We start from the raw sequence: 20,207 nt of genomic DNA, 5'->3' as shown, positions 1-20,207 counted from the left end.
CTTTCCCATGTCGTCCGGTATCAATCGACTTTCGAACGGAGGAGTTCGAACGACATGGACGACAAACCGGCAACCGATCTCGATCTCAACGCGGCTGCGGCAAGCGACGGGCCTTCGTGGCAGGAGATCGCGAAGAAGGAGCTGAAAGGCCGCGATATTCTGGATCTGTCGACGAGGACACCGGACGGGCTGACGATCAAGCCGCTTTATGGACCGGAGGATCTGCCCGAGGGCGTCGGCGCGGCGCTGCCCGGCGTCTTCCCCTTCATGCGCGGGCCCCGCGCGACCATGTATGCCGGCCAGCCCTGGACGATCCGCCAATATGCGGGCTTTTCGACAGCCGAGGAATCCAACGCCTTCTACAAGCGCAATCTCGCCGCCGGCCAGAAGGGCCTGTCGGTCGCCTTCGATCTCGCGACCCATCGCGGCTATGATTCCGATCATCCGCGCGTCGCCGGCGATGTGGGCAAGGCGGGTGTCGCGATCGACAGCGTCGAGGACATGAAGATCCTCTTCGACGAGATCCCGCTCGACCAGATGAGCGTGTCCATGACCATGAACGGCGCGGTGATCCCGACGCTCGCAATGTTCATCGTCGCGGCCGAAGAGCAGGGCGTCGACAAGGCCAAGCTCACCGGGACCATTCAGAACGACATCCTGAAGGAGTTCATGGTCCGCAACACCTATATCTATGCGCCCGAACCCTCTATGCGGATCGTCGCGGACATCATCGCCTATACGGCCGCCGAGATGCCGAAGTTCAACTCGATCTCCATCTCCGGCTATCACATGCAGGAAGCCGGCGCGACGACGGCCCAGGAGCTGGCCTATACGCTCGCCGACGGCATGGAATATGTGCGGGCCGCGATGGCGAAGGGTTTGAGCGTCGACAAGTTCGCCCCGCGCCTCTCCTTCTTCTTCTGCATCGGCATGGATTTCTTCAAGGAGGTCGCGAAGCTGCGGGCCGCGCGCATGCTGTGGGCGAAGATCATGGAGGATTTCGGCGCAACTGACGACCGCTCGAAGATGCTGCGCACCCATTGCCAGACGTCCGGCGTCTCCCTGACCGAGCAGGACCCGTACAACAATATCGTGCGCACCGCCTATGAGGCGCTGTCGGCGGTACTCGGCGGCACCCAGTCCTTGCACACCAACGGCTATGACGAGGCGATCGCGCTGCCGACGGAGTTCTCCGCGCGCATCGCCCGCAACACCCAGCTCATCCTCCAGCACGAGACCGGCGTTACCCGCACGGTCGATCCGCTCGGCGGCTCATACTATGTGGAAGCGCTGACCAAGCAGCTCGCCGACAAGGCGCTGGAGCTGATCGAGGAGATCGAACAGGCCGGCGGCATGACCAAGGCCGTCGAGGCGGGCATTCCGAAATCGCGCATCGAGGAATCCGCCGCGGCCCGTCAGGCCCGCATCGACAAGGGCGAGGACGTGGTTGTCGGCGTCAACCGCTACCGGCTGGAGAACGAGGACGCGATCGATTTCCTCGTTGTCGATACCGAGGATGTCCGCAATCAGCAGGTCAAGCGCCTGAAAAAGGTGCGGGAGACGCGCTCCAGGCGCGATTGCGAGGCGGCGCTGTCGAAACTGGAAGATCTCGCCCGCTCCGGCGAAGGCAATCTTCTGGAGGCGGCCGTGGAAGCGGCGCGCGCGCGGGCTTCCCTCGGCGAAATCTCGACCGCCATGGAGCAGGGCTTTGGCGGGCGGCACGTCGCGACCCACAGGCTGAACAGGGGCGTCTATGCCGATGCCTATGCCGGCGACCCGGAATACGACATCCTGAAGAAGCGCATCGCCGACCATGTGGAGACGACGGGCCGGACCCCGAAAGTGCTCGTCGCCAAGCTCGGCCAGGACGGCCACGATCGCGGCGCCAAGATCATCGCTTCGGCCTTTTCCGATCTCGGCTTCGAGGTGGAACTGTCGGACCTCTTCGCAAGTCCCCAGGATGCCGCGAAACGCGCCGCAGACCTCGGCGTCGACGTCGTCGGCGTCTCGACGCTCGCGGCCGGCCATCTGACCCTCGTTCCCCAGTTAATCGAGGCACTGAAGGCCATGGGCAAGGACGAGATTCAGGTCGTCTGCGGCGGCGTTATCCCGGCGCGGGACTATCAACCGCTCTTCGATGCGGGCGTCGCGGAGGTTTTCGGCCCCGGCACCAATGTGCTGGATGCTGGCCGCGCCCTTCTCGGTGTCATTCAGGGTGAGCGCCGCAACACGCGCGTGCCTTTGAGCGAACAGACGAAGGACGGCTCGCGGGGTGGGGCGTAAGCACATGGCGAGCGGAGACTACGCAAAATGAAAGCCCTGTTGAGCGAAGCACCCGGCGGGCCGCAAACCCTGAGCTCCAAGGACATCGACACGCCGGAGCCGGCACCCGGCGAAATCCGCATCCGCATGGAAGCGGTCGGGGTCAACTATCCCGATATGCTGATCATCGAGGATCGCTATCAGATCCGCCCCGAGCGGCCGTTCGCACCGGGTGGCGAGGTCGCGGGGACGGTCGAGGCGATCGGGGCCGATGTGACGGGATTTTCGATCGGCGATCGGGTGATGGCCGTGCCGCTTCACGGCATGATGGCCGAGAGCGTCTGCGTGAAGGCCGCGCTCTGCCATCGCTTTCCCGATGACATGCCGTTCGAGACGGCGGCCTCGCTTCAGATGACCTATGGCACCGCCCTTTACGCGCTGGCCGAGCGGGGCGCGTGCCAACCGGGTGAGAACGTTCTGGTACTCGGGGCTGCCGGCGGCGTCGGTCTTGCCGCCGTCGAACTCGCCAAGGCGCTCGGCGCGCGGGTCGTCGCAGCAGCCTCGTCCAAGGAAAAAGTCGCAATCGCAGTCGAACACGGCGCGGAGAACGGCATCGTCTATCCGAAGGGCGACCTCGACAAGCAGGCCTCCAAATCCCTCGGCACGGCGTTCAAATCCGCGTTTGGCGGCGAGGGGCCGGATATCGTCGTCGATATCGTCGGCGGCGCCTATAGCGAGCCTGCGCTGAGATCCCTCAGATGGGAGGGGCGCCATCTGGTGGTCGGATTTCCCGCAGGAATCGCGTCGATCCCGCTCAATCTGCCGCTCCTGAAAAGCTGCGACATCCGGGGGATCTTCTGGGGCGAAGCGGTTTCACGAGACCCGGACGCCCATCACGCGGCGATGGACCGTCTTATCGAATTTGCCCGCACCGGCGCGATCAAGCCGCGTATCCACGCGACCTATCCTCTGGCCGAAGGTGCCGAGGCGATCGCGGCGCTCGGCTCGCGCGGCATCATCGGCAAGGTCGTCGTCGTCCGCTAGCGCTCAGGCGCGCGAGCGGCGTCTTCAGGCCGCGGCCTCCGCCTCGTCGATCCCGAGGGTGCGATGGAGATAGCCCTTGTTCTTCGTCAGGTCGGCGATGGTGTAGCGGCCGAGCGTTGAAAGAAACGCCTCCAGCGCCTGACGCAGCGCGGCATTGAGCTCGCAGCTGTAGATCAGCGGACAATCGGCACCGGCCTCGAAACATTCGGCCATCTGGAAGTTTTCTTCCGTCAGCTCCACGACCTCGCGCAGATTGATCTCGGAGGCTTTGCGCGCAAGGCGGATACCGCCATTGCGGCCCCGGACCGTTTCCACGAAGCCCGCCGAAACCAGCGGGTTCAGGATCTTGAACATGAAGGGTTCGGGTGCGGAATAGGATTTTGCGATCTCGCCAAGCCGGCTCAGCCGGTCTGGATTGACCGCGAGATACATCAGGATACGGATCGCGTAATTCGTCTGCCGTGTGAGGCGCATGAACGGTCCCGTCTAAACAAGAGCTTCGAACTCCAATTTAGAATGTTTCCAGACTGATGTGAAGGGGCATGCCGGATGCGTTTTGCCGCGCCCCTGTGGACCCATGACATAGGCATGGGGCCGGTCGTCGTGATAAGCCGCTGAAGACAAATCCAACATGATCGCGAGAAACGAGACGCGGATGATCAGTGCCGATCCGAAGACTGTGGACGTTCAGGTGGGCTTCGACCTCACCCCGCGCAATACGCTCGGACTGGCCGCGAAAGCCCGCTTCGGTGCCCTCGTCAAAGAGGCGGACGAGATAGAACCGCTCGTCCGGTTCGCCGAGAGCGAGCAGCTTCCCCTCGTGGTGCTCGGTGGCGGCAGCAATGTCGTGCTCGGTCCCGAGATCGAGGCTGTGATCGCGGTTTTCGTGTCCAAGGGGCGCAAGATCGAACGCCGGGACGACGGCAGCATCCTTCTGACCGCGCAGGCCGGCGAGGACTGGCCGGATCTTGTGCGCTGGAGCGTCGAACAGGGATTTGGCGGGCTCGAAAACCTGGCCGGCATCCCCGGAACCGTGGGGGCCGCGCCGGTTCAGAACATCGGCGCCTATGGCGTTGAGCTTGCCGATCGCTTCGAGGCCCTGACCGCCTTCGACCGGGTGGAAAAGCGGTTCTGCGTCTTCCGCAAGGCGGATTGCCGCTTCCGCTATCGCCAGAGCGCGTTCAAGGACGAGCCGGGCCGATATATCATCGCGGAGGTCACGTTTCGCCTGCCCGGCGACTGGCGGCCGATCCTCGGCTATTCCGGTCTCGACAGGCTGCCGGAAACGGCCGATCCAAAGACAATCATGGAACGGGTGCTTGCCCTTCGCGGCGGCAAGTTGCCCGACTGGCGGCTTATCGGAAACGCCGGATCCTTCTTCCACAATCCGATCGTCTCGCAAGATGTGGCGGACGGGATCGAGGGCGTTCCGAAATATCCCCAGGCCGATGGCGCCGTGAAGCTATCGGCTGGGTGGCTTATCGAGAGCTGCGGCCTGAAAGGCTACCGGTCCGGCAAGGCAGGCGTCTACGAGAACCATGCCCTGATCCTCGTCAATCACGGTCAGGCCGACGCGAACGACATCGACGCCCTGTCGCGGATTATCAGGACTGCGGTGGAGGATCGCTACGGCATCGTGCTGCACCAGGAGCCGCTGGATATTCGCTAGTTTTTGCCGGCTTAGTGATCAATTTGCCGGCAAAATTGATGCCGTTTTAGGTGGTTTCCTCTTTCGAAGGCGCGGTTTTCTCGTCCTTCGTGTGATCGAAGAGAAGCTCGATCCGATCGGCCGCAAATCGGGTGCGGGCGGTCAGGATCGGCTCTCCCGAGAGGTCCACATCCACGCTCACCGTCACGAGAAGGGGCGCATGAGGCGCACAGCGCAGACGCTCGGCATCGCGCGGATCGGCGCTCTCGGCCGTCACCGCCGTGCGCAGCCGGCGATAGGCCGGAATGCCGCATTTCTCGAGCGCGCCGCTGATCGTCCCCGTCTCGGCATAGCCGCCGACAAGACCTGAGAACCGGCGTTCCACGCACCAGATGGTCGAGACGAGCACCGGCGCCTCGTCGGCGACCCGCAGCATCTCCAGCTTGATCAGCGGCTCGCCGACCGGGCATCCGAGTCGCGCCGAAACGTCGAAGGAGGCCCGTTCCCTGCCGCTTGCGACGAGCCGCCCGCCGGGCTCTTTCGCTGCCGCCCCGATCGTTTCCGTGAAGCGCGTCGTCGCGCCGACCGGATAGGACAAGCGGTTCGCCTGGGACGCCTCGACGAAGGTGCCCCGCCCGCGCTCTGCCCGCACGAGGCCCTTTTGCGATAGCGCCTGAAGGGCGCGGCGAACCGTATGGCGGTTTGCGGCAAAGCGCGCCGCGAGCCGGCTCTCCGGTTCGAGCATCCCGTCGATCCGCCCGGTCAGGATGTCGCTCTCCAGATGATCTGCGATGCGACGCCAGAGCGCCACGCCGTCGTCATGGGTTTGGTTTGTCATCGCACCTGTCACACGCCCGTCATCGCCCGCAGGCTAAACCAATAATCGAAGTTGTCTATACAAGTAGACAAATTTTGTCGGTAGGATCGGCCATAGGCGGCATCACGCCGTCGCCAAACGACAGAGCGCAGAGCATGGAAAGAGACGGGCCCATGGACGAGACGGAAAAGGGCGGAGCGAGCGATCCCGCGATCGCCGCGCGAAGGCGCGCGATGGCAGCGTTCGCGCAAGGGCCGACGGACTTTCTGGGCGAGGCCTGGGCGCGTCTCGGATCGCACCATGAGCTGAAACCCGTTCGAGGACCGGAGGTGGGGCTCGTCATGATCCGGGGCCGGATCGGTGGGGGCGGTGCGCCCTTCAATCTCGGCGAGGCAAGCGTCACGCGGGCCAGCATCCGATGCGGCGAGGGGGAGGCGGCCGTCGTCGGCCACGCGATGATCCTTGGCCGCGATACCGGGAAGGCCCGTCTGGCCGCGGCCTTCGATGCGCTCTGGCAGATGGACGACCAGCGTGAAACGGTCGAGAGCGACGTGGTGGCGCCGATCGAGGCGCTCCTTACGGCTGCCGAAACGAAGACGGCTGAGGAGACGGAGGCGACCCGCGTCGATTTCTTCACCATGGTTCGGGGCGAGGATTGATGAGCGCGCAGGCGATGTCCATGTCCGCAAACGTGGTCGAGGGCGGGTTCTCAGATCCGGTCTTCGATGCCCAGTCGGTCTTTTCGAGCCTCCTGCGCGCCATGAGCCGTCCGGGCGAGATCGCGCGGCTCGATCCGGGCTGCGCGCCGCCGGCACCGCTTTCTGCGGCGCAAGGAGCGATCCTGCTTGCGCTCGCCGACGCGGAAACGCCCGTTTTCATCGGCGTGCCCTCACCGACCCTCAAACGCTGGCTCGCTTTTCACACCGGTGCCCGCCTCGATGATGGCGAGCGCGCGGACTACGCGGTCGTCCAGCACCTCGATGCCGCGCTTTTCGATCGTTTGCCGCTCGGAACGCTCACCTATCCCGATCGCTCCGCAACGGTGCTGTGCGAGGTCGGGAGCCTGACCGACGGGCCTTCATACGAACTGACGGGACCGGGAATCGACGGCACGCGGATCATTTCGCCGCGCGGCCTTTCCGAAGGTTTTGCCGCGTTCAGGACCATGAATCGCGCGCTTTTTCCCTGCGGGCTCGATCTCGTCCTTACCTGCGGCCCCGACGTCCTCGCGCTGCCGCGCTCCACGACTGTCCGGGAGGTCTGATCCCCATGTATGTTGCGGTAAAAGGCGGCGAAAAGGCCATCGCGAACGCCCACCGGCTTCTCGACGACCGGCGGCGCGGCGATCGCTCGGTGCCGGCGCTGACCCTCGAACAGATCACGCAGCAGCTGGCGCTGTCCGTCGATCGCGTGATGGCGGAGGGCTCGCTCTACGATCCGGAGCTTGCCGCGATGGCTGTCAAGCAGGCGCGCGGCGATCTCATCGAGGCGATTTTTCTTTTGAGGGCCTATCGCACGACCCTTCCGCGCTTTGCGGCCTCGCGGCCGGTCGATACCGCGAATATGCGTCTCGAACGGCGGATCTCCGCCACCTACAAGGATCTGCCCGGCGGGCAGCTTCTCGGGCCGACGTTCGACTACACCCATCGTCTGATCGATCCGGCCATGGCAACGGACGAGATCGTACCGGAACCGGATGTGCGCGAGCGCGAGGAAGCGGGCTCCGCCCCTCGCGTGACCGATATTCTCGGCGCCGATGCGATGATCGAGGCCGATCCCCAGGCCCCGGACGATGCCGAGCCCGCCGACCTGACCCGCGCGCCGCGCGCCTATCCGGGTGATCGGGACATGCGGCTTCAGGCGCTCGCGCGCGGCGACGAGGGCTTTCTCCTTGCTCTCGGCTATTCGACCCAGCGCGGTTATGGCCGCAACCATCCTTTCGTCGGCGAGGTGCGGATCGGCGAGGTCGATGTGGAGGTGGACCTGCCCGAACTCGGCTTTGCGGTCACCATCGGCCACATCAAGGTCACCGAATGCCAGATGGTGTCGCAGTTCAAGGGATCGAAGAGCGAGCCGCCGCAATTCACGCGGGGCTATGGCCTCGTCTTCGGCCAGTCAGAGCGCAAGGCGATGGCGATGAGCCTCGTCGACCGGGCGCTGAGGGCGGACGAATTCGACGAGGAGCGGAGCGCTCCCGCGCAGGACGAGGAGTTCGTTCTTGCCCATGCGGACAATGTGCAGGCGACGGGCTTCGTCGAGCATCTGAAACTGCCCCATTACGTGGATTTTCAGGCCGAACTCGACCTTCTGCGCACCATGCGGCGGGACCAGAAAAACGAGGCTCCGGCCGAAGAGCGCCAGGAGGCCGCGGAATGAGAAACGACGTGCCTTTACGCCCGACCGTCCCGCCTGGCGGCGGCCTTTTCCGCCTTCTCGCGCCGACGCTTCTCCCGCTTCTCGATCTCGTACGGGTTCTTGTGGATCTGATAATACCAGAGAAGGGCAAGGCCGACGAGAACCATCAGCGGCTCGATCAGTCCGTACCAGTTCTCCACTGTGCCAATCCTCCAGGTCGCATTCGCTTGCGGGTCGAACAGGGAGCGTGCCGGCCATGACGCTCGCTCTTCCAGCCTATAACTTCGCCTATCTCGACGAAGAGACCAAGCGGATGATCCGGCGCGCGATTCTCAAGGCCGTCGCGATCCCCGGCTATCAGGTGCCCTTTGCAAGCCGCGAAATGCCCATGCCCTATGGCTGGGGCACTGGCGGCGTGCAGGTGACGGCCTCGGTGATCGGCCCGGACGACATCCTGAAGGTGATCGATCAGGGCTCCGACGATACGACCAATGCGGTCTCGATCCGCGCCTTTTTCGCCAAGGTCGCGAATGTCGCAGTCACGACGAAGACCCGTGAGGCGACCGTCATCCAGACCCGCCACCGGATTCCGGAAACGCCGCTGACGGACGGGCAGATCCTCGTCTATCAGGTGCCGATCCCCGAACCCTTACGCTTTCTCGAACCGCGAGAGACCGAAACGCGGATCATGCACGCACTGGAGGAATACGGGCTGATGCATGTGAAACTCTACGAGGACATCGCCCGCAACGGTCATATCGCGACCACCTACGCCTATCCGGTGATGGTCGAGGGCCGCTATGTGATGGACCCGTCCCCGATCCCGAAATTCGACAATCCGAAAATGCACGACAGCCCGGCCCTACAGCTCTTCGGCGCCGGGCGCGAGCAGCGCATCTATGCGATCCCGCCCCATACGCGGATCGAAAGTCTCGACTTTGAGGATCATCCGTTCCGCATCCAGGCGTTCGACCAGCCCTGCGGTCTGTGCGGTGCCGAGGGCGTCTATCTCGACGAGATCGTCATGGATGATCGCGGCGGCCGGATGTTCGCCTGCTCGGACACGGACTTCTGCGAGGAGCGGCGGGCCGCCGGCCATGTGGGAGCGGACGCATGACGAGCGACGAGCCCCTTCTCATCGCCAGCGGCGTCACCCGACATTACGGCGCGCGCATTGGCTGCGAAGACATCTCCTTCGAGCTTTATCCCGGCGAAATCCTTGCGATCGTCGGCGAATCGGGCTCTGGCAAGACGACCTTGCTCAATGCGCTCTCGTGCCGGCTGACTTTGAGCGGCGGAACGGTCTCCTACCGGATGCGGGATGGCGCTTTACGCGATCTTGCAACGCTGACGGAAGCCGAGCGCCGCTTCCTCATGCGCACCGACTGGGGCTTCGTCCATCAGAACCCGGCCGATGGCCTGCGTCTCGGCGTTTCGGCCGGCGCGAATATCGGCGAGCGGCTGATGGCGGTCGGCGATCGTCACTATGGCCGGATCCGTCAGACGGCAACGGACTGGCTCGGCCGCGTCGAGATCGCCGAAACCCGTCTCGACGACCGGCCCCAGATGTTTTCGGGCGGCATGCGCCAGCGCCTCCAGATCGCCCGCAATCTGGTGACGAGCCCGCGCCTCATGTTCATGGACGAGCCGACCGGCGGGCTCGACGTTTCGGTTCAGGCCCGGCTTCTCGATCTCCTGCGCGGTCTCGTTTCCGAAATGGGGCTCGCGGCCATCGTGGTGACCCACGACCTTGCCGTTGCCCGGCTTCTGTCGACGCGGATGATCGTCATGAAGGACGGCCATATTGTCGAGCATGGCCTGACCGACCGCGTGCTCGACGATCCGCGCCATCCCTATACCCAGCTACTCGTCGCTTCGATCCTGGAGGTGTGATGAGCAATATGGCCGAACAACCGACCCTGCTCCGCCTCGACGGCGTCGCCAAGAGCTTCACGAACCATCTCCTCGGCGCGGTTCACCTGCCGGTGGTGGATGAGGCCGCCTTCGAGGTGAGGGCCGGCGAGATCGCCGTCCTCGACGGTCCCTCGGGCGTCGGCAAGTCCTCGATCCTTCGGATGATCTACGGCAATTACGGGATCGACGCGGGGACCATCCTCGTTCGCGGCTCGGGCGAGGAGCATTTCATCGATCTTGGCTCTGCGCCGCCCCGTCTGGTGGCGCGACTTCGCGGCTCCGTCCTCGGCTATGTCAGCCAGTTCCTGCGCGCGATCCCTCGCGTTTCGTCCGTCGATATCGTCGCAGCGCCCCTGATCGAGCGCGGCATCGCGGCGGAGGAGGCACGGGAAAGGGCCCGCGCGCTTCTGTCCCGGCTCAACCTGCCGGTCTCGCTCTTCGATCTGCCGCCGGCCACGTTTTCCGGCGGGGAAAAGCAGCGCGTCAACATCGCGCGCGGCTTCATCGCCGAGCGGCCGATCCTCCTTCTCGACGAACCGACCGCGTCCCTCGACAAGGCCAATCGCGAGGTCGTCTGTCAGATGATCGAGGAGCGGCGCGTATCGGGAACAGCGATCCTCGGCATCTTTCACGATGGCGATGTCCGGGCAGCGCTTGCGCCGCGGTTCATCGACGTGTCGCACTTTTCCAGCCGCCGGAAAGCCGCGTGATGACGAAACTTTCCGAAACGCCGCTGATCCATCCGAGCGCCGAGGTGGAGGCGTCCGATCTCGGCCGCTATACCGAGATCTCCGAGCGGTGCCGCGTCGTCGAGACCCGGCTCGGCGACTATTCCTACATGATGCAGGACTGCGGCGTCTGGCGCGCCGAAATCGGCAAGTTCGTCAACATCGCGGCTGCCGTCAGGATCAACGCGACGAACCATCCGGTCTGGCGGGCGAGCCTGCATCACTTCACCTATCGGGCGGGCGATTATTTCGAGGGCGAGAGCGACGAGGCGGAATTCTTCGACTGGCGTCGCTCCCACACGGTGACGATCGGACACGATGTCTGGATCGGCCACGGCGCGACGATCCTGCCGGGTGTCACCATCGGCAATGGCGCGGCGATCGGTGCCGGCGCCGTCGTCTCTAAGGATGTCGCGCCCTATACGATCGTTGGCGGCGTGCCGGCGAAGCTCATCCGGCGGCGTTTTCCCGAGGATGTCGCGGAGGAGATGGAGGCGCTTTCCTGGTGGAACTGGCCCCATGAGCAACTCCACCGTGCACTCGCCGATTTTCGTACTCTCGATGCCGCCGCCTTCGTCGAGAAATATCGCGGAATTCCCCTCCAAAGCCCTGATTCATAAGGGTCTGGAATGTCATCGAACGGTCGTGGGACTGTCATCGGACTCACACCGACGGAGGTTAATCCAGAGGACAGAAACGAACTTTGAGCGCGACGGCCTTCGATGACGTCGAATGCCGCGTTGCATGCCTCTTATTCGCAGGACGCCGGCGAAAACCCGGTGCCCACGTTTCCTCCTCCTGCTCTAGCGGAGCCCCTCGATGTCAGCGATCCTCGTTGAGAATCTCTCGAAGCATTTCGGCAAGACGGCAGCTCTCAAGGGCGTCTCGCTTTCGATCGAGGAAGGTGAGATGGTGGCGCTCATCGGTGCGTCCGGCTCCGGCAAGTCGACGCTCATGCGCCATTTGTCCGGCCTCGAAAAAGGCGACGCGAACGGCTCGACGATCCGTCTCTTCGGCGAGATGGTGCAGAAGAACGGACGGCTCGGCACGAAGGCCCGCGATCTGCGCAGCGACATCGGCGTCATCTTCCAGCAGTTCAATCTGGTGAACCGGCTGCCGGTGATCATGAATGTCCTCGTCGGCAAGCTCGGACAGATCTCCGGCTGGCGCGGCACGTTCGGTTTCTTCTCGGACGACGAGAAGCGCGAGGCCATTCGCGCCCTGTCGCGCGTCGGCATTCCCCAGCTTGCATGGCAGCGCGCATCGACCCTTTCGGGCGGCCAGCAGCAACGTGCCGCGATCGCCCGGACCCTGCTTCAGCGCTCTCGCATCCTTCTTGCCGACGAGCCGATCGCCTCGCTCGATCCGGCTTCCGCCCGCCGGGTGATGGACGTTCTCGCCACCATCAACCGCGAGGAGAAGATGACCATTCTCGTCTCGCTCCATCAGGTCGAATATGCCCGGGTCTACTGCCCGCGCACCATCGCCCTTCGCGGCGGAGAGGTCGTCTATGACGGTCCGTCCAAGGCTCTTTCCAACGAATTCCTGACCGAACTCTACGGGTCGGCTTCGGAAGAGCTCGTCCTTCCGGCGGAACTTCCCGTCGAGAGCGCGCGGCCTGCGCAAGACAAGCCGGGCCACGCCGTGTCCAAGCCCAGGCTTGGTGAACTCGCGCCGGCCTGATCCGCGTCGGCGTCCCCACCCTCAAAATCATGCCTCCAACAGGGAAACGATCGATCATGAACGCATTCTTGAAGACGCTCGCCGCAGGCGCCGTCGCCACGACGCTTGCCGGTCCGGCTTTTGCCCAGGACAGCCAGCCGACGGAAATCAATTTCGGCATCATCTCCACGGAGAGCCAGCAGCAGCTGCGTCCGAAGTGGGAGCCCTTCCTCGAAGACATGGAAGAGCAGACCGGCCTCACCGTCAATCCGTTCTTCGCGTCAGACTATGCCGGCGTCATCGAGGGCATGCGCTTCGGCAAGGTGGACGTCGCCTGGTTCGGCAACAAGTCGGCTATGGAAGCTGTCGACCGTGCCGGCGGCGAAATCTTCGCCCAGACCGTCGATGTCTCCGGCAATCCCGGCTATTGGGGCCTCGTCCTCGCCCCTGCCGATTCCGATCTCAATTCGCTTGAGGATCTGTTGAAGTGCGACCAGTCGCTCGACTTCGGCATCGGTGATCCGAACTCGACCTCCGGCTATCTCGTGCCGATGACCTTCGTCTTCGCCAAGAACGGTGTCGACCCGAAGTCGTGCTTCAAGACGGTCCGCAACGCCAATCACGAGACCAATGCCATGGCCGTCGCCAACGGCCAGGTCGATGCGGCCGCGAACAACACCGAGAGCCTCGCGCTCATCGAAGAGAATAATCCGGAAGCGTTCAAGAAGATCAAGGTGATCTGGAAGTCGCCGCTGATCCCGTCCGACCCGCTCGTCATCAAGGGCGATCTTCCGACCGAGACCAAGAACAAGATCGAAGACTTCATCCTGTCCTACGGCAAGCCAGAAACGTCCGGTGACGCGGCCTCGGAAAAGGATGTTCTCGCCGGTCTCGAATGGGCTCCCTTCCGCAAGTCCACCAATGATCAGCTCCTGCCGATCCGTGTGATGGAAATCTCCAAGAACATCGCTCTGGTCGAAGGCGACTCCACGATGGGTGAGGACGAGAAGTCGGCGAAGATCGCCGAGCTCGAAAAGCAGAAGGCCGAGTATCAGGCGAAGATCGACGCCAACAGCCAGAATTCGGGCTCGTAACGAGCTTTCCCAACGCCCGGTACGCCGGGCGCGCCGAACGATCGCGAGCGGCCTTCGTTGAAACGGCCGCTCGTTTCATGTCCGTTTCCACCTCTTTTCAGGCAGCAAGACGCCGATGAGCACGACGACCGCAAGCGAGCAATCCGACAGCGCCCGCATCGACGTCAACGCGGGGCGCGACTGGTCGCGAACCTACTGGAATATCGGGATTGGCGTAGCCCTTGTCGCCCTCCTCGCCTTCAGCTGGGGACCGGCGGAGATGGAGCGCTGGACCTATCTCTTTTCCGATGCCGGCAACATGGTGGAGTACGCCGCCGGCTTCTTCGATCCGAACTTCGCCCAATGGCGGTACTATGCCAGCGAAATGCTGGTGACGCTTCAGATCGCCCTCTGGGGCACCGTCCTGTCGCTTGTCGTCTCGGTGCCGTTCGCGATCCTGTCGGCCCGCAACATGGTGCCGTGGTACATCCTCCATCCGGTCCGCCGGCTGATGGATTTCTTTCGCGCGATCCACGAACTCGTCTGGGCCGTGCTCTTCGTCGTCGCCGTGGGCCTTGGGCCGTTCGCGGGCGTGATGGCGCTCTTCATCCACAACACCGGCATCATGGCGAAGCTTTTCTCGGAGGCCGTGGAATCGATCGATCCGAGGCCGGTCGAGGGCATCCGCGCGACCGGCGCCTCGCGGGTTCAGGAAGTCGTCTACGGCGTCATCCCGCAGGTGCTCCCCCTCTGGGTGTCCTATTTCCTCTATCGCTTCGAGACCAATGTGCGCTCGGCGACGATTCTCGGGGTGATCGGTGCCGGCGGCATCGGGCAGGTTCTGTTCGAATCGATCCGCGGTTTCTATTATGCCGAATCGGCGGCTATCCTGATCATCGTCGTCGTGACGGTCGTCCTGACCGATCTGTTGTCACAGCAGCTCCGCAAGTTCGTTTCCTGATGCAGACCCTTTCGATCGACGCCGGTTCTTGATGCGAATTGCCATCTACTACACGCCCACCCCGGATCAGCCGCTGGCGCAGGCCGGCGCAAGCTGGCTCGGACGCGATGCGTTTTCGGGTGCGCTCCGTCAGCCAGGTCTGCCAGACGAGCAGATCGCCTCGGCCCGGCGTTACGGGTTTCACGCAACGATCCGCGCTCCCTTCCGTCCGATCGAGGGTGTCTCGATCGACATGGCCGACGGGCGGCTGGCGGACCTCTGCCGGACCTGCCCGCCCGCCGTCATCACGCGCCTGACCCTTGCCCGCCTCGGCAGCTTCCTCGCTCTCGTGCCGGATCGCCCCGAGCCCTCTCTCGAAACGCTGCAGCGTTCGGTTCTCGAAGGGTTCGAGCCTATACGTCGTCCGCTCGAGCCGGACGAGCGCGCCCGTCGTCGGCCGGAGCGTCTGTCCGAGGTCGAGCGGCGCTTTCTCGACGAATGGGGCTACCCTTATGTTCTGGATGCCTTCCGGTTTCACCTGACGCTGACCGATGCACTCGACGATGCGGCGCTGGACAAGGCCGAGCTTTTGGCCCGGTCTCACTTCGCCCAGTTTATCGACCGCCCGCTGACCATCGACCGGCTCGCGCTCTTCGTCGAGCCGGACGCCGGAGCCGCCTTCCGGGTCCATGGCAGCCACACCCTTTCCAAGATTCTCCAACCGATCGAAGACCATGCCTGAAATCACATTCACCAATGCCCGCATCGTTCTCGACGACGAGATCCTCGAGGGCCATCTGGTCCTGCGTGACGGAAAGATCGCCGAGATCGGCTCGGGCCCCGCGTCCGGCATCGATATCGGCGGCGACCTCCTGATCCCAGGTTTGGTCGAGCTTCACACCGACCATCTCGAGGGCCATTATATCCCGCGTCCGAAGGTCTACTGGAACAAGTTCGCGGCCATTCAGGCCCACGATGCCCAGATCGCCGCGGCCGGCATCACCACCGTCTTCGACGCGGTTCGCGTTGGAACGGATGAGGACGAGACGCTTCGCTCCGAGGACATGGTCGAGCTTGGGCGCGCAATCTGCGAGTCCGTTAAGACCGGGCGGACGCGGGCCGACCACTTCATTCATCTGAGGTGCGAGGTATCGGCGGCGGACGTGGTCGACGGTTTCGAGCGGTTTTCGGGCAATGAGCGGTTGAAGCTCGTATCCCTGATGGATCACGCGCCGGGTCAGCGTCAGTTCGTCAATCTCGACGCCTACCGCCTCTATTATCAGAAGAAGAAGGGGATGACGGAGGAGGAATTCCAGGCGTTCAGCGCGAAGCGGCTCGCCGATTCCGAACGATATGCCGATCACAGCCGCAAGGCGATCTCGCAAGCGGCCGCCGAGTGGGGCCTCACCATCGCGTCCCATGACGATGCGACGGCGGACCATGTGGCCGAAGCCGTTGCCTATGGCGCTGCGATCGCCGAGTTTCCGACTACGCTTGAAGCGGCGGAAGCCTCGCGCAAGGCCGGTCTCGCCGTTCTGATGGGCGCGCCCAACGTTGTGCGTGGCGGCTCCCATTCCGGCAATGTCTCTGCGATCGATCTGGTGAAAAGCGACCGGCTGAACATCCTGTCCTCCGATTATGTCCCGTTCTCGCTGCTTCAGGCCGCCTTCCAGCTGGCGGCGGAGGCGGTCCTGACCCTTCCCGAAGCGATCCGGACGATCACGAGCGCGCCGGCCAAGGCGGTCGCCTTGTCCGATCGCGGCGAGATCGCCGTTGGCAAGCGCGCCGATCTGGTCCGCATCGAGGTCGCGGACGGCTTGCCGCCGCTCGTCAGGTCGGTCTGGCGGGAGGGCGAGCGTGTCGCCTGACACTGCGATTGGCGTCCGCACCGGCGCGTTCGTGGCCGTTGTGGGCCCGAGCGGCGCCGGGAAGGATACGGTCATCCGCAAGGCGTGCGAACGGCTGGAGGACGACCATCGGTTTCATTTCGTCCGCCGGATCGTGACGCGGCCGGCTGAACCCGAGGCCGAGGATCACGAGACGCTGGGGCAGGCGGCGTTCGATCGGTACGAGGCCGAGGGCCGGTTCTCCCTGTCCTGGCGCGCCCATGGGCTTGCCTATGGCCTTCCGGCCTCGGCCGTCCAGAAGGTCGAGACGGGCGCGGTGGTCGTCGCCAATATCTCACGCCATTCGATCGCGTCCGCGATCGAAGCCTTTCCCGCGGTCGTTGCGGTGACGGTGACCGCCGAACCGGATATCCTGATCGAGCGGATCGTCGCGCGGGGGCGGGAAGATCGCGCCGCAGCTCTCGAACGGCTCTCGCGAAGCGCGCCCGCCACGGGCGTGAACGGGCTGGCCGGGGCCTTTACGATCGACAATTCCGGGCCGGTGGACGCTGCCGTCGACCGGTTCTGTTCGATCCTCAACGAGATGCTGCCGGAATAGGGGGCGTCTTTCGCTCAGAAGACCCCGATATACCAAAGCACCCCGACGAGAATGATGGCGCCAAAGATAAGAAGCCACGCGCCGGCGCCCTTTCCGAGGCTGACCCGCTCGTCGGCGATCGGCATTCCGTCGTCGAGGGCGGATGGCGCCTTGGGATCGCTGCTGGTGACGGTGTCGGTGTGCTGGTCGTCTGACATAGAACGGTGTCCCTCAAGGCGCTGATTGCGTGTCTCAGCTTCCATCGACTTAAAGCGCGGACCTCTACAAGCAATGTTCCACGCGATCCCATACCATGCATAGTGCGCGAGCGGTCCGGCGCTTCGTCCGGCGCAGGACCGATGCGGGTTCAGGCTCCCACCCTTCAACTCTTCTCAGGCCGTTTCGAAGACCGCAGGAAAAGCGGGAGCAGGGCGATGATGAGAAGAAGCCGGAAGATGTGGTGGGTCGCCACATAGGCCGGGTCGTAGCCGAGCGACAGGGCCATGGCGCTCATGCCCTCGACGCCGCCCGGCGCATAGGAGACCCAGACCTGGCCGAAGGGCAGCTCCAGAAGCGCGGCCATCGCGAAGCTGATCAACCCCGAAAGACCGATCGCGACGCCCGTTGCCACAAGGCCGGAAATCCCGAGGGTTCGCACCTCTGCGAGCGTGATCTTCGCAAAGCGCGAGCCGATGACGGCGCCGGCGAGGGAAAAGCCGATAAAGGTGAGAATAGTGGCAGGGCGGCCCTCCAGGAGGCCAATCCCGTGACCGACGCCGCTGAGGAGGACGCCCGCGAGAAGATAGGCGGCCGGAACGCGCAGCTTTGCGCCGAGCGCGCCGAGACAAGCGGAGGCCGCGATCAGCGCGAAGCTCACAGGCAGATTGAGGGGGTGGGCCGTGGCGGCGGCTGGCGTCGCATGATGGCCCGCCGCGCCATCGACGATGGCGATCACCGGCGGCAGGAGAACGGTGATGAGGAGAAGCCGGAGGCTCTGGAGCACCATCACCATCTTGGTGTCGACGTTCGACTTTTCTCCCTCGGTCGAGAGCGACAGGGCATAGGAGAGAGCGCCCGGCGAGGTGGCGAGTACCGAGGTCGCGCGATCGGTTCCGAAAAGCCGGCGCAAGATGAAGCTCGAAATGACCATCACCAGTAAGATGGTGAGGGTGAGCGCGGCAAGGCTCAACGGAAAGCGCGCGAGATCGGAAAGGAAGGTCGGCGAAATGCCGGCGCCGAGCGTCACGCCGATGGTGGTGAAGCCGAGATCGCGCAAGAGCGTCGGAACGGCGGGTTTCAGCCTGGCGGCGGAGGCGATGGTGACGAAGATCGTGGAGCCCACGAGCGCGCCTGCCGGCACGCCGAGGAACGAGAAGAGGGCCGCGCCTGACAGCGCGGCCCCCAGGGCTATGATGGTTGCCTTCACGGTCAGGACTTTGCTGCGTCGGACGCTTCCCCGCCGTCTCCTTCGGCGCGGCTTGTCTTGTAGCGGCCGTAGACCAGCGGCACTGCGATGATCGCGATGGTGAGGATGTAGAGGGCGACGGAGTTCCATGAGGTGACGAGGATTGTCCAGTCGCCTCCGGAGATCGAGAGCGCCCGGCGCAGGTTGTTCTCGAAGAGACCGCCGAGGACGAAGCCCAGGATGACGGGTGCCAGCGAGAAGCCGAGCTTGCGCATGACCCAGCCGAACACGCCGAGAAGCGTGATCATGTAGAGATCGTGCGGGTTGGAGACGATCGAGTAGACGCCGATGAAGGCGAGGACCGCGATCAGCGGCGTGAGATATTGCTGCGGGATGGTCAGCATGCGGGCGAAGAGGCCGACCAGCGGCAGGTTGATGACGAGCAGCGCGATATTGCCGATATACATCGACGCGATCAGGCCCCAGGCGATCTCCGGCCGCTGCTCGAACATGAGCGGACCCGGCGTGACGTTGAAGAGGAGCAGGGCGCCGAGCAGGATGGCGGTGGTGCCGGAGCCCGGAATGCCGAGGGTCAGCATCGGCACCATGGCGCCGCCGGCGGCCGCGTTGTTGGCCGCTTCCGGTGCCGCAAGCCCGCGGACATCGCCCTTGCCGAAGGTATCGGGATTGTTGCAGGCCCGCTTTTCCGCGCCGTATGCGACGGCCGAGGCGACCGATGCGCCGGTGCCGGGCAGGATGCCGATGAAGAAACCGATCATCGAGGAGCGCAGGATCGTCCACTTCGTCCTTGCAAGATCCGCCATGGTGACGAAGCTCTTGTCGATCTTCAGCGTCTTCAGGGAGCCGCGCGCCTGCTGTTCGACGAGATGGATCAGCTCGGCCATGCCGAACAGGCCGATGACGACGACGAGGAAGTCGATGCCGGCGAGGATATCGGGAATGCCGAAGGTGTAGCGGGCAACGCCGGTATTGGCGTCGATGCCGACCGAGGCGAGGATCAGGCCGATGACCGCGCCGAGCAGTGTCTTCACCGGGTTCGCGCCGACCAGCGATGCGAGGGAGGCGAAGGCGAAGACCATCAGCGCGACATAGTCGGACGGCGAGAAGGTGACGGCATAGGCGGCAAGCAGGGGCCCGAACAGGCTCATCAGGATGACGGCGAAGGTGCCGCCCACGAAGGAGGCGACGGCCGAGAGGGAGAGTGCCTTGCCGGCCTCGCCGTTGCGGGCCATCGGATTGCCGTCGAGGGTCGTCATCACCGCGCCGGCGTCGCCGGGCACGTTGAGCAGGATCGAGGAGATACGCCCGCCATATTCGGCGCCGTAATAGATGCCGGCGAGGAGGATGATCGCCGACTCAGGCTTGAAGCCGAGGCTGTAGGCGATGGGCAGGAGGATGGCGACGCCGTTGATGGGGCCGATGCCGGGCAAGGCGCCGATCAGCGTGCCGGCGAAGCAGCCCACCAGGACGAGCATGAGGTTGAAGGGGTCGAGGGCGGTCGCGAAACCGGAAGCCAGACCCGAGAAGACAGCGTCCATCGAGACACTCCTTAGAACAGCGCCCGGACGATGGGTCCGGCTGGCAGGTTGAGTTCGAGAAGCACCGTGCAGACGAAATAGCCGACGACGCCGGTCGCAACGCCGAAGAGGAGCGCGGAGACCGGTTTTGCTCCCAGCATCAGCGACAGGGCGACGCAGAACACGAAGGTGGAGATGATGAAGCCGAGCGGCTGGTAGAGCCAGGCATAGCCCATCAGCATCACGAAGAGGGCGAGGATCCGAAGGCCGGTCTTGTAGGGCAGGTCGAAGCGATCCTTGTCCGGCCTGATGAAGACATAGGCAAGGCACAGGAGGGCGACGACGCCGAGGATCTGCGGCCAGCTTTCCGGTCCGAGGGGATCGTATTGAAAGGGCG

The 20,207-nt window shown here is 64.3% G+C and carries 23 protein-coding genes; 16 read left to right on the top strand and 7 right to left on the bottom strand.

Going from position 1 to position 20,207, the window contains the following annotated elements; genetic code table 11:
- The first annotated feature begins 54 nt into the window (after positions 1-54).
- Both scpA and ABDX79_RS15490 read left to right on the top strand, forming a co-directional pair.
- Positions 55-2,283, top strand: coding sequence for a methylmalonyl-CoA mutase (scpA, locus tag ABDX79_RS15495; protein WP_346221211.1), 2,229 nt, complete (start codon positions 55-57; stop codon positions 2,281-2,283).
- A 27-nt stretch (positions 2,284-2,310) separates the two neighbouring features.
- The gene (locus tag ABDX79_RS15490; protein ID WP_346221210.1) at positions 2,311-3,306 is read left to right on the top strand and encodes an NADPH:quinone oxidoreductase family protein; all 996 of its coding nucleotides are present in this window, start codon (positions 2,311-2,313) and stop codon (positions 3,304-3,306) included.
- A gap of 24 nt (positions 3,307-3,330) precedes the next feature.
- Here the strand turns inward: ABDX79_RS15490 and rirA are convergent, their stop codons facing one another.
- Entirely contained in the window at positions 3,331-3,780 is a 450-nt protein-coding gene (gene rirA, locus ABDX79_RS15485) for an iron-responsive transcriptional regulator RirA (RefSeq protein WP_346221209.1), read from the bottom strand.
- 157 nt (positions 3,781-3,937) lie between these two features.
- Between rirA and murB the strand changes: the two genes are divergently transcribed.
- Positions 3,938-4,975 carry a UDP-N-acetylmuramate dehydrogenase gene (murB, locus tag ABDX79_RS15480; protein ID WP_346221208.1) on the top strand — a complete coding sequence of 346 codons (1,038 nt, stop codon included), beginning with the start codon at positions 3,938-3,940 and terminating at the stop codon, positions 4,973-4,975.
- 46 nt (positions 4,976-5,021) lie between these two features.
- Here the strand turns inward: murB and phnF are convergent, their stop codons facing one another.
- Positions 5,022-5,792, bottom strand: coding sequence for a phosphonate metabolism transcriptional regulator PhnF (phnF, locus tag ABDX79_RS15475; protein WP_346221207.1), 771 nt, complete (start codon positions 5,790-5,792; stop codon positions 5,022-5,024).
- 152 nt (positions 5,793-5,944) lie between these two features.
- On the opposite strand from phnF, the gene phnG reads away from it, so the two are divergent.
- Genes phnG through ABDX79_RS15460 form a run of 3 tightly spaced genes read left to right on the top strand, consistent with a single transcriptional unit; the run spans position 5,945 to position 8,147 of the window.
- On the top strand, positions 5,945-6,430 hold the full coding sequence (phnG, locus tag ABDX79_RS15470) for a phosphonate C-P lyase system protein PhnG (protein WP_346221206.1): 486 nt from the start codon (positions 5,945-5,947) through the stop codon (positions 6,428-6,430).
- The gene (phnH, locus tag ABDX79_RS15465; protein WP_346221205.1) at positions 6,430-7,035 is read left to right on the top strand and encodes a phosphonate C-P lyase system protein PhnH; all 606 of its coding nucleotides are present in this window, start codon (positions 6,430-6,432) and stop codon (positions 7,033-7,035) included. The genes phnG and phnH overlap by 1 nt, the downstream gene beginning before the upstream one ends.
- A 5-nt stretch (positions 7,036-7,040) precedes the next feature.
- Positions 7,041-8,147, top strand: coding sequence for a carbon-phosphorus lyase complex subunit (locus ABDX79_RS15460; protein ID WP_346221204.1), 1,107 nt, complete (start codon positions 7,041-7,043; stop codon positions 8,145-8,147).
- A 14-nt stretch (positions 8,148-8,161) separates the two neighbouring features.
- On the opposite strand, the gene ABDX79_RS15455 is transcribed toward ABDX79_RS15460, so the two are convergent.
- On the bottom strand, positions 8,162-8,326 hold the full coding sequence (locus tag ABDX79_RS15455) for a hypothetical protein (protein WP_346221203.1): 165 nt from the start codon (positions 8,324-8,326) through the stop codon (positions 8,162-8,164).
- A gap of 56 nt (positions 8,327-8,382) precedes the next feature.
- Between ABDX79_RS15455 and ABDX79_RS15450 the strand changes: the two genes are divergently transcribed.
- From ABDX79_RS15450 to phnN, 10 genes are all read left to right on the top strand, one after another.
- A complete protein-coding gene (locus ABDX79_RS15450; RefSeq protein ID WP_346221202.1) occupies positions 8,383-9,243 on the top strand; it encodes an alpha-D-ribose 1-methylphosphonate 5-phosphate C-P-lyase PhnJ in 861 nt (286 codons plus the stop codon).
- Positions 9,240-10,019 (top strand): phosphonate C-P lyase system protein PhnK, encoded by a 780-nt coding sequence (gene phnK, locus ABDX79_RS15445; RefSeq protein WP_346221201.1) that lies wholly within the window; start codon positions 9,240-9,242, stop codon positions 10,017-10,019. The genes ABDX79_RS15450 and phnK overlap by 4 nt, the downstream gene beginning before the upstream one ends.
- Positions 10,019-10,750 (top strand): phosphonate C-P lyase system protein PhnL, encoded by a 732-nt coding sequence (gene phnL / locus ABDX79_RS15440; protein WP_346221200.1) that lies wholly within the window; start codon positions 10,019-10,021, stop codon positions 10,748-10,750. The genes phnK and phnL overlap by 1 nt, the downstream gene beginning before the upstream one ends.
- Positions 10,750-11,388 (top strand): DapH/DapD/GlmU-related protein, encoded by a 639-nt coding sequence (locus ABDX79_RS15435; protein WP_346221199.1) that lies wholly within the window; start codon positions 10,750-10,752, stop codon positions 11,386-11,388. The genes phnL and ABDX79_RS15435 overlap by 1 nt, the downstream gene beginning before the upstream one ends.
- Before the next feature lie 199 nt (positions 11,389-11,587).
- Positions 11,588-12,451 (top strand): phosphonate ABC transporter ATP-binding protein, encoded by an 864-nt coding sequence (phnC, locus tag ABDX79_RS15430; protein WP_346221198.1) that lies wholly within the window; start codon positions 11,588-11,590, stop codon positions 12,449-12,451.
- Between the two features lie 56 nt (positions 12,452-12,507).
- Positions 12,508-13,524, top strand: a complete 1,017-nt coding sequence (phnD, locus tag ABDX79_RS15425) for a phosphonate ABC transporter substrate-binding protein (RefSeq protein ID WP_346221197.1) — start codon at positions 12,508-12,510, stop codon at positions 13,522-13,524.
- Positions 13,525-13,639: 115 nt separating this feature from the next.
- Entirely contained in the window at positions 13,640-14,464 is an 825-nt protein-coding gene (gene phnE / locus ABDX79_RS15420; protein ID WP_346221196.1) for a phosphonate ABC transporter, permease protein PhnE, read from the top strand.
- A 31-nt stretch (positions 14,465-14,495) separates the two neighbouring features.
- Positions 14,496-15,185: a DUF1045 domain-containing protein gene (locus ABDX79_RS15415; RefSeq protein ID WP_346221195.1), complete on the top strand. Its 690-nt coding sequence runs from the start codon at positions 14,496-14,498 to the stop codon at positions 15,183-15,185.
- Positions 15,178-16,311 (top strand): alpha-D-ribose 1-methylphosphonate 5-triphosphate diphosphatase, encoded by a 1,134-nt coding sequence (locus ABDX79_RS15410; RefSeq protein WP_346221194.1) that lies wholly within the window; start codon positions 15,178-15,180, stop codon positions 16,309-16,311. The genes ABDX79_RS15415 and ABDX79_RS15410 overlap by 8 nt, the downstream gene beginning before the upstream one ends.
- A complete protein-coding gene (gene phnN / locus ABDX79_RS15405) occupies positions 16,301-16,888 on the top strand; it encodes a phosphonate metabolism protein/1,5-bisphosphokinase (PRPP-forming) PhnN (protein WP_346221193.1) in 588 nt (195 codons plus the stop codon). The genes ABDX79_RS15410 and phnN overlap by 11 nt, the downstream gene beginning before the upstream one ends.
- A 14-nt stretch (positions 16,889-16,902) precedes the next feature.
- Here the strand turns inward: phnN and ABDX79_RS15400 are convergent, their stop codons facing one another.
- From ABDX79_RS15400 to ABDX79_RS15385, 4 genes are all read right to left on the bottom strand, one after another.
- Positions 16,903-17,085, bottom strand: coding sequence for a hypothetical protein (locus tag ABDX79_RS15400; protein WP_346221192.1), 183 nt, complete (start codon positions 17,083-17,085; stop codon positions 16,903-16,905).
- Positions 17,086-17,249: 164 nt separating this feature from the next.
- Positions 17,250-18,293 (bottom strand): AbrB family transcriptional regulator, encoded by a 1,044-nt coding sequence (locus ABDX79_RS15395; RefSeq protein ID WP_346221191.1) that lies wholly within the window; start codon positions 18,291-18,293, stop codon positions 17,250-17,252.
- Between the two features lie 2 nt (positions 18,294-18,295).
- Positions 18,296-19,831: a tripartite tricarboxylate transporter permease gene (locus ABDX79_RS15390; protein WP_346221190.1), complete on the bottom strand. Its 1,536-nt coding sequence runs from the start codon at positions 19,829-19,831 to the stop codon at positions 18,296-18,298.
- 11 nt (positions 19,832-19,842) lie between these two features.
- On the bottom strand, positions 19,843-20,207 hold a 365-nt coding region (locus ABDX79_RS15385), incomplete at its 5' end, for a tripartite tricarboxylate transporter TctB family protein (RefSeq protein WP_346221189.1).

Source organism: Fulvimarina fulva (genome assembly GCF_039652615.1).
Taxonomy (GTDB): domain Bacteria; phylum Pseudomonadota; class Alphaproteobacteria; order Rhizobiales; family Rhizobiaceae; genus Fulvimarina.
The sequence above is the reverse complement of the archived record's forward strand: the minus strand, read 5'-3'. Positions and strand labels throughout refer to the sequence as shown.

Bases quoted from the DNA above. Each gene is read 5' to 3' on its own strand.
- scpA (WP_346221211.1), top strand. From the start codon at position 55: ATGGACGACAAACCGGCAACCGATCTCGATCTCAACGCGGCTGCGGCA.
- ABDX79_RS15490 (WP_346221210.1), top strand. From the start codon at position 2,311: ATGAAAGCCCTGTTGAGCGAAGCACCCGGCGGGCCGCAAACCCTGAGC.
- rirA (WP_346221209.1), bottom strand. From the start codon at position 3,780: ATGCGCCTCACACGGCAGACGAATTACGCGATCCGTATCCTGATGTAT.
- murB (WP_346221208.1), top strand. From the start codon at position 3,938: ATGATCGCGAGAAACGAGACGCGGATGATCAGTGCCGATCCGAAGACT.
- phnF (WP_346221207.1), bottom strand. From the start codon at position 5,792: ATGACAAACCAAACCCATGACGACGGCGTGGCGCTCTGGCGTCGCATC.
- phnG (WP_346221206.1), top strand. From the start codon at position 5,945: ATGGACGAGACGGAAAAGGGCGGAGCGAGCGATCCCGCGATCGCCGCG.
- phnH (WP_346221205.1), top strand. From the start codon at position 6,430: ATGAGCGCGCAGGCGATGTCCATGTCCGCAAACGTGGTCGAGGGCGGG.
- ABDX79_RS15460 (WP_346221204.1), top strand. From the start codon at position 7,041: ATGTATGTTGCGGTAAAAGGCGGCGAAAAGGCCATCGCGAACGCCCAC.
- ABDX79_RS15450 (WP_346221202.1), top strand. From the start codon at position 8,383: ATGACGCTCGCTCTTCCAGCCTATAACTTCGCCTATCTCGACGAAGAG.
- phnK (WP_346221201.1), top strand. From the start codon at position 9,240: ATGACGAGCGACGAGCCCCTTCTCATCGCCAGCGGCGTCACCCGACAT.
- phnL (WP_346221200.1), top strand. From the start codon at position 10,019: ATGAGCAATATGGCCGAACAACCGACCCTGCTCCGCCTCGACGGCGTC.
- ABDX79_RS15435 (WP_346221199.1), top strand. From the start codon at position 10,750: ATGACGAAACTTTCCGAAACGCCGCTGATCCATCCGAGCGCCGAGGTG.
- phnC (WP_346221198.1), top strand. From the start codon at position 11,588: ATGTCAGCGATCCTCGTTGAGAATCTCTCGAAGCATTTCGGCAAGACG.
- phnD (WP_346221197.1), top strand. From the start codon at position 12,508: ATGAACGCATTCTTGAAGACGCTCGCCGCAGGCGCCGTCGCCACGACG.
- phnE (WP_346221196.1), top strand. From the start codon at position 13,640: ATGAGCACGACGACCGCAAGCGAGCAATCCGACAGCGCCCGCATCGAC.
- ABDX79_RS15415 (WP_346221195.1), top strand. From the start codon at position 14,496: ATGCGAATTGCCATCTACTACACGCCCACCCCGGATCAGCCGCTGGCG.
- ABDX79_RS15410 (WP_346221194.1), top strand. From the start codon at position 15,178: ATGCCTGAAATCACATTCACCAATGCCCGCATCGTTCTCGACGACGAG.
- ABDX79_RS15400 (WP_346221192.1), bottom strand. From the start codon at position 17,085: ATGTCAGACGACCAGCACACCGACACCGTCACCAGCAGCGATCCCAAG.
- ABDX79_RS15390 (WP_346221190.1), bottom strand. From the start codon at position 19,831: ATGGACGCTGTCTTCTCGGGTCTGGCTTCCGGTTTCGCGACCGCCCTC.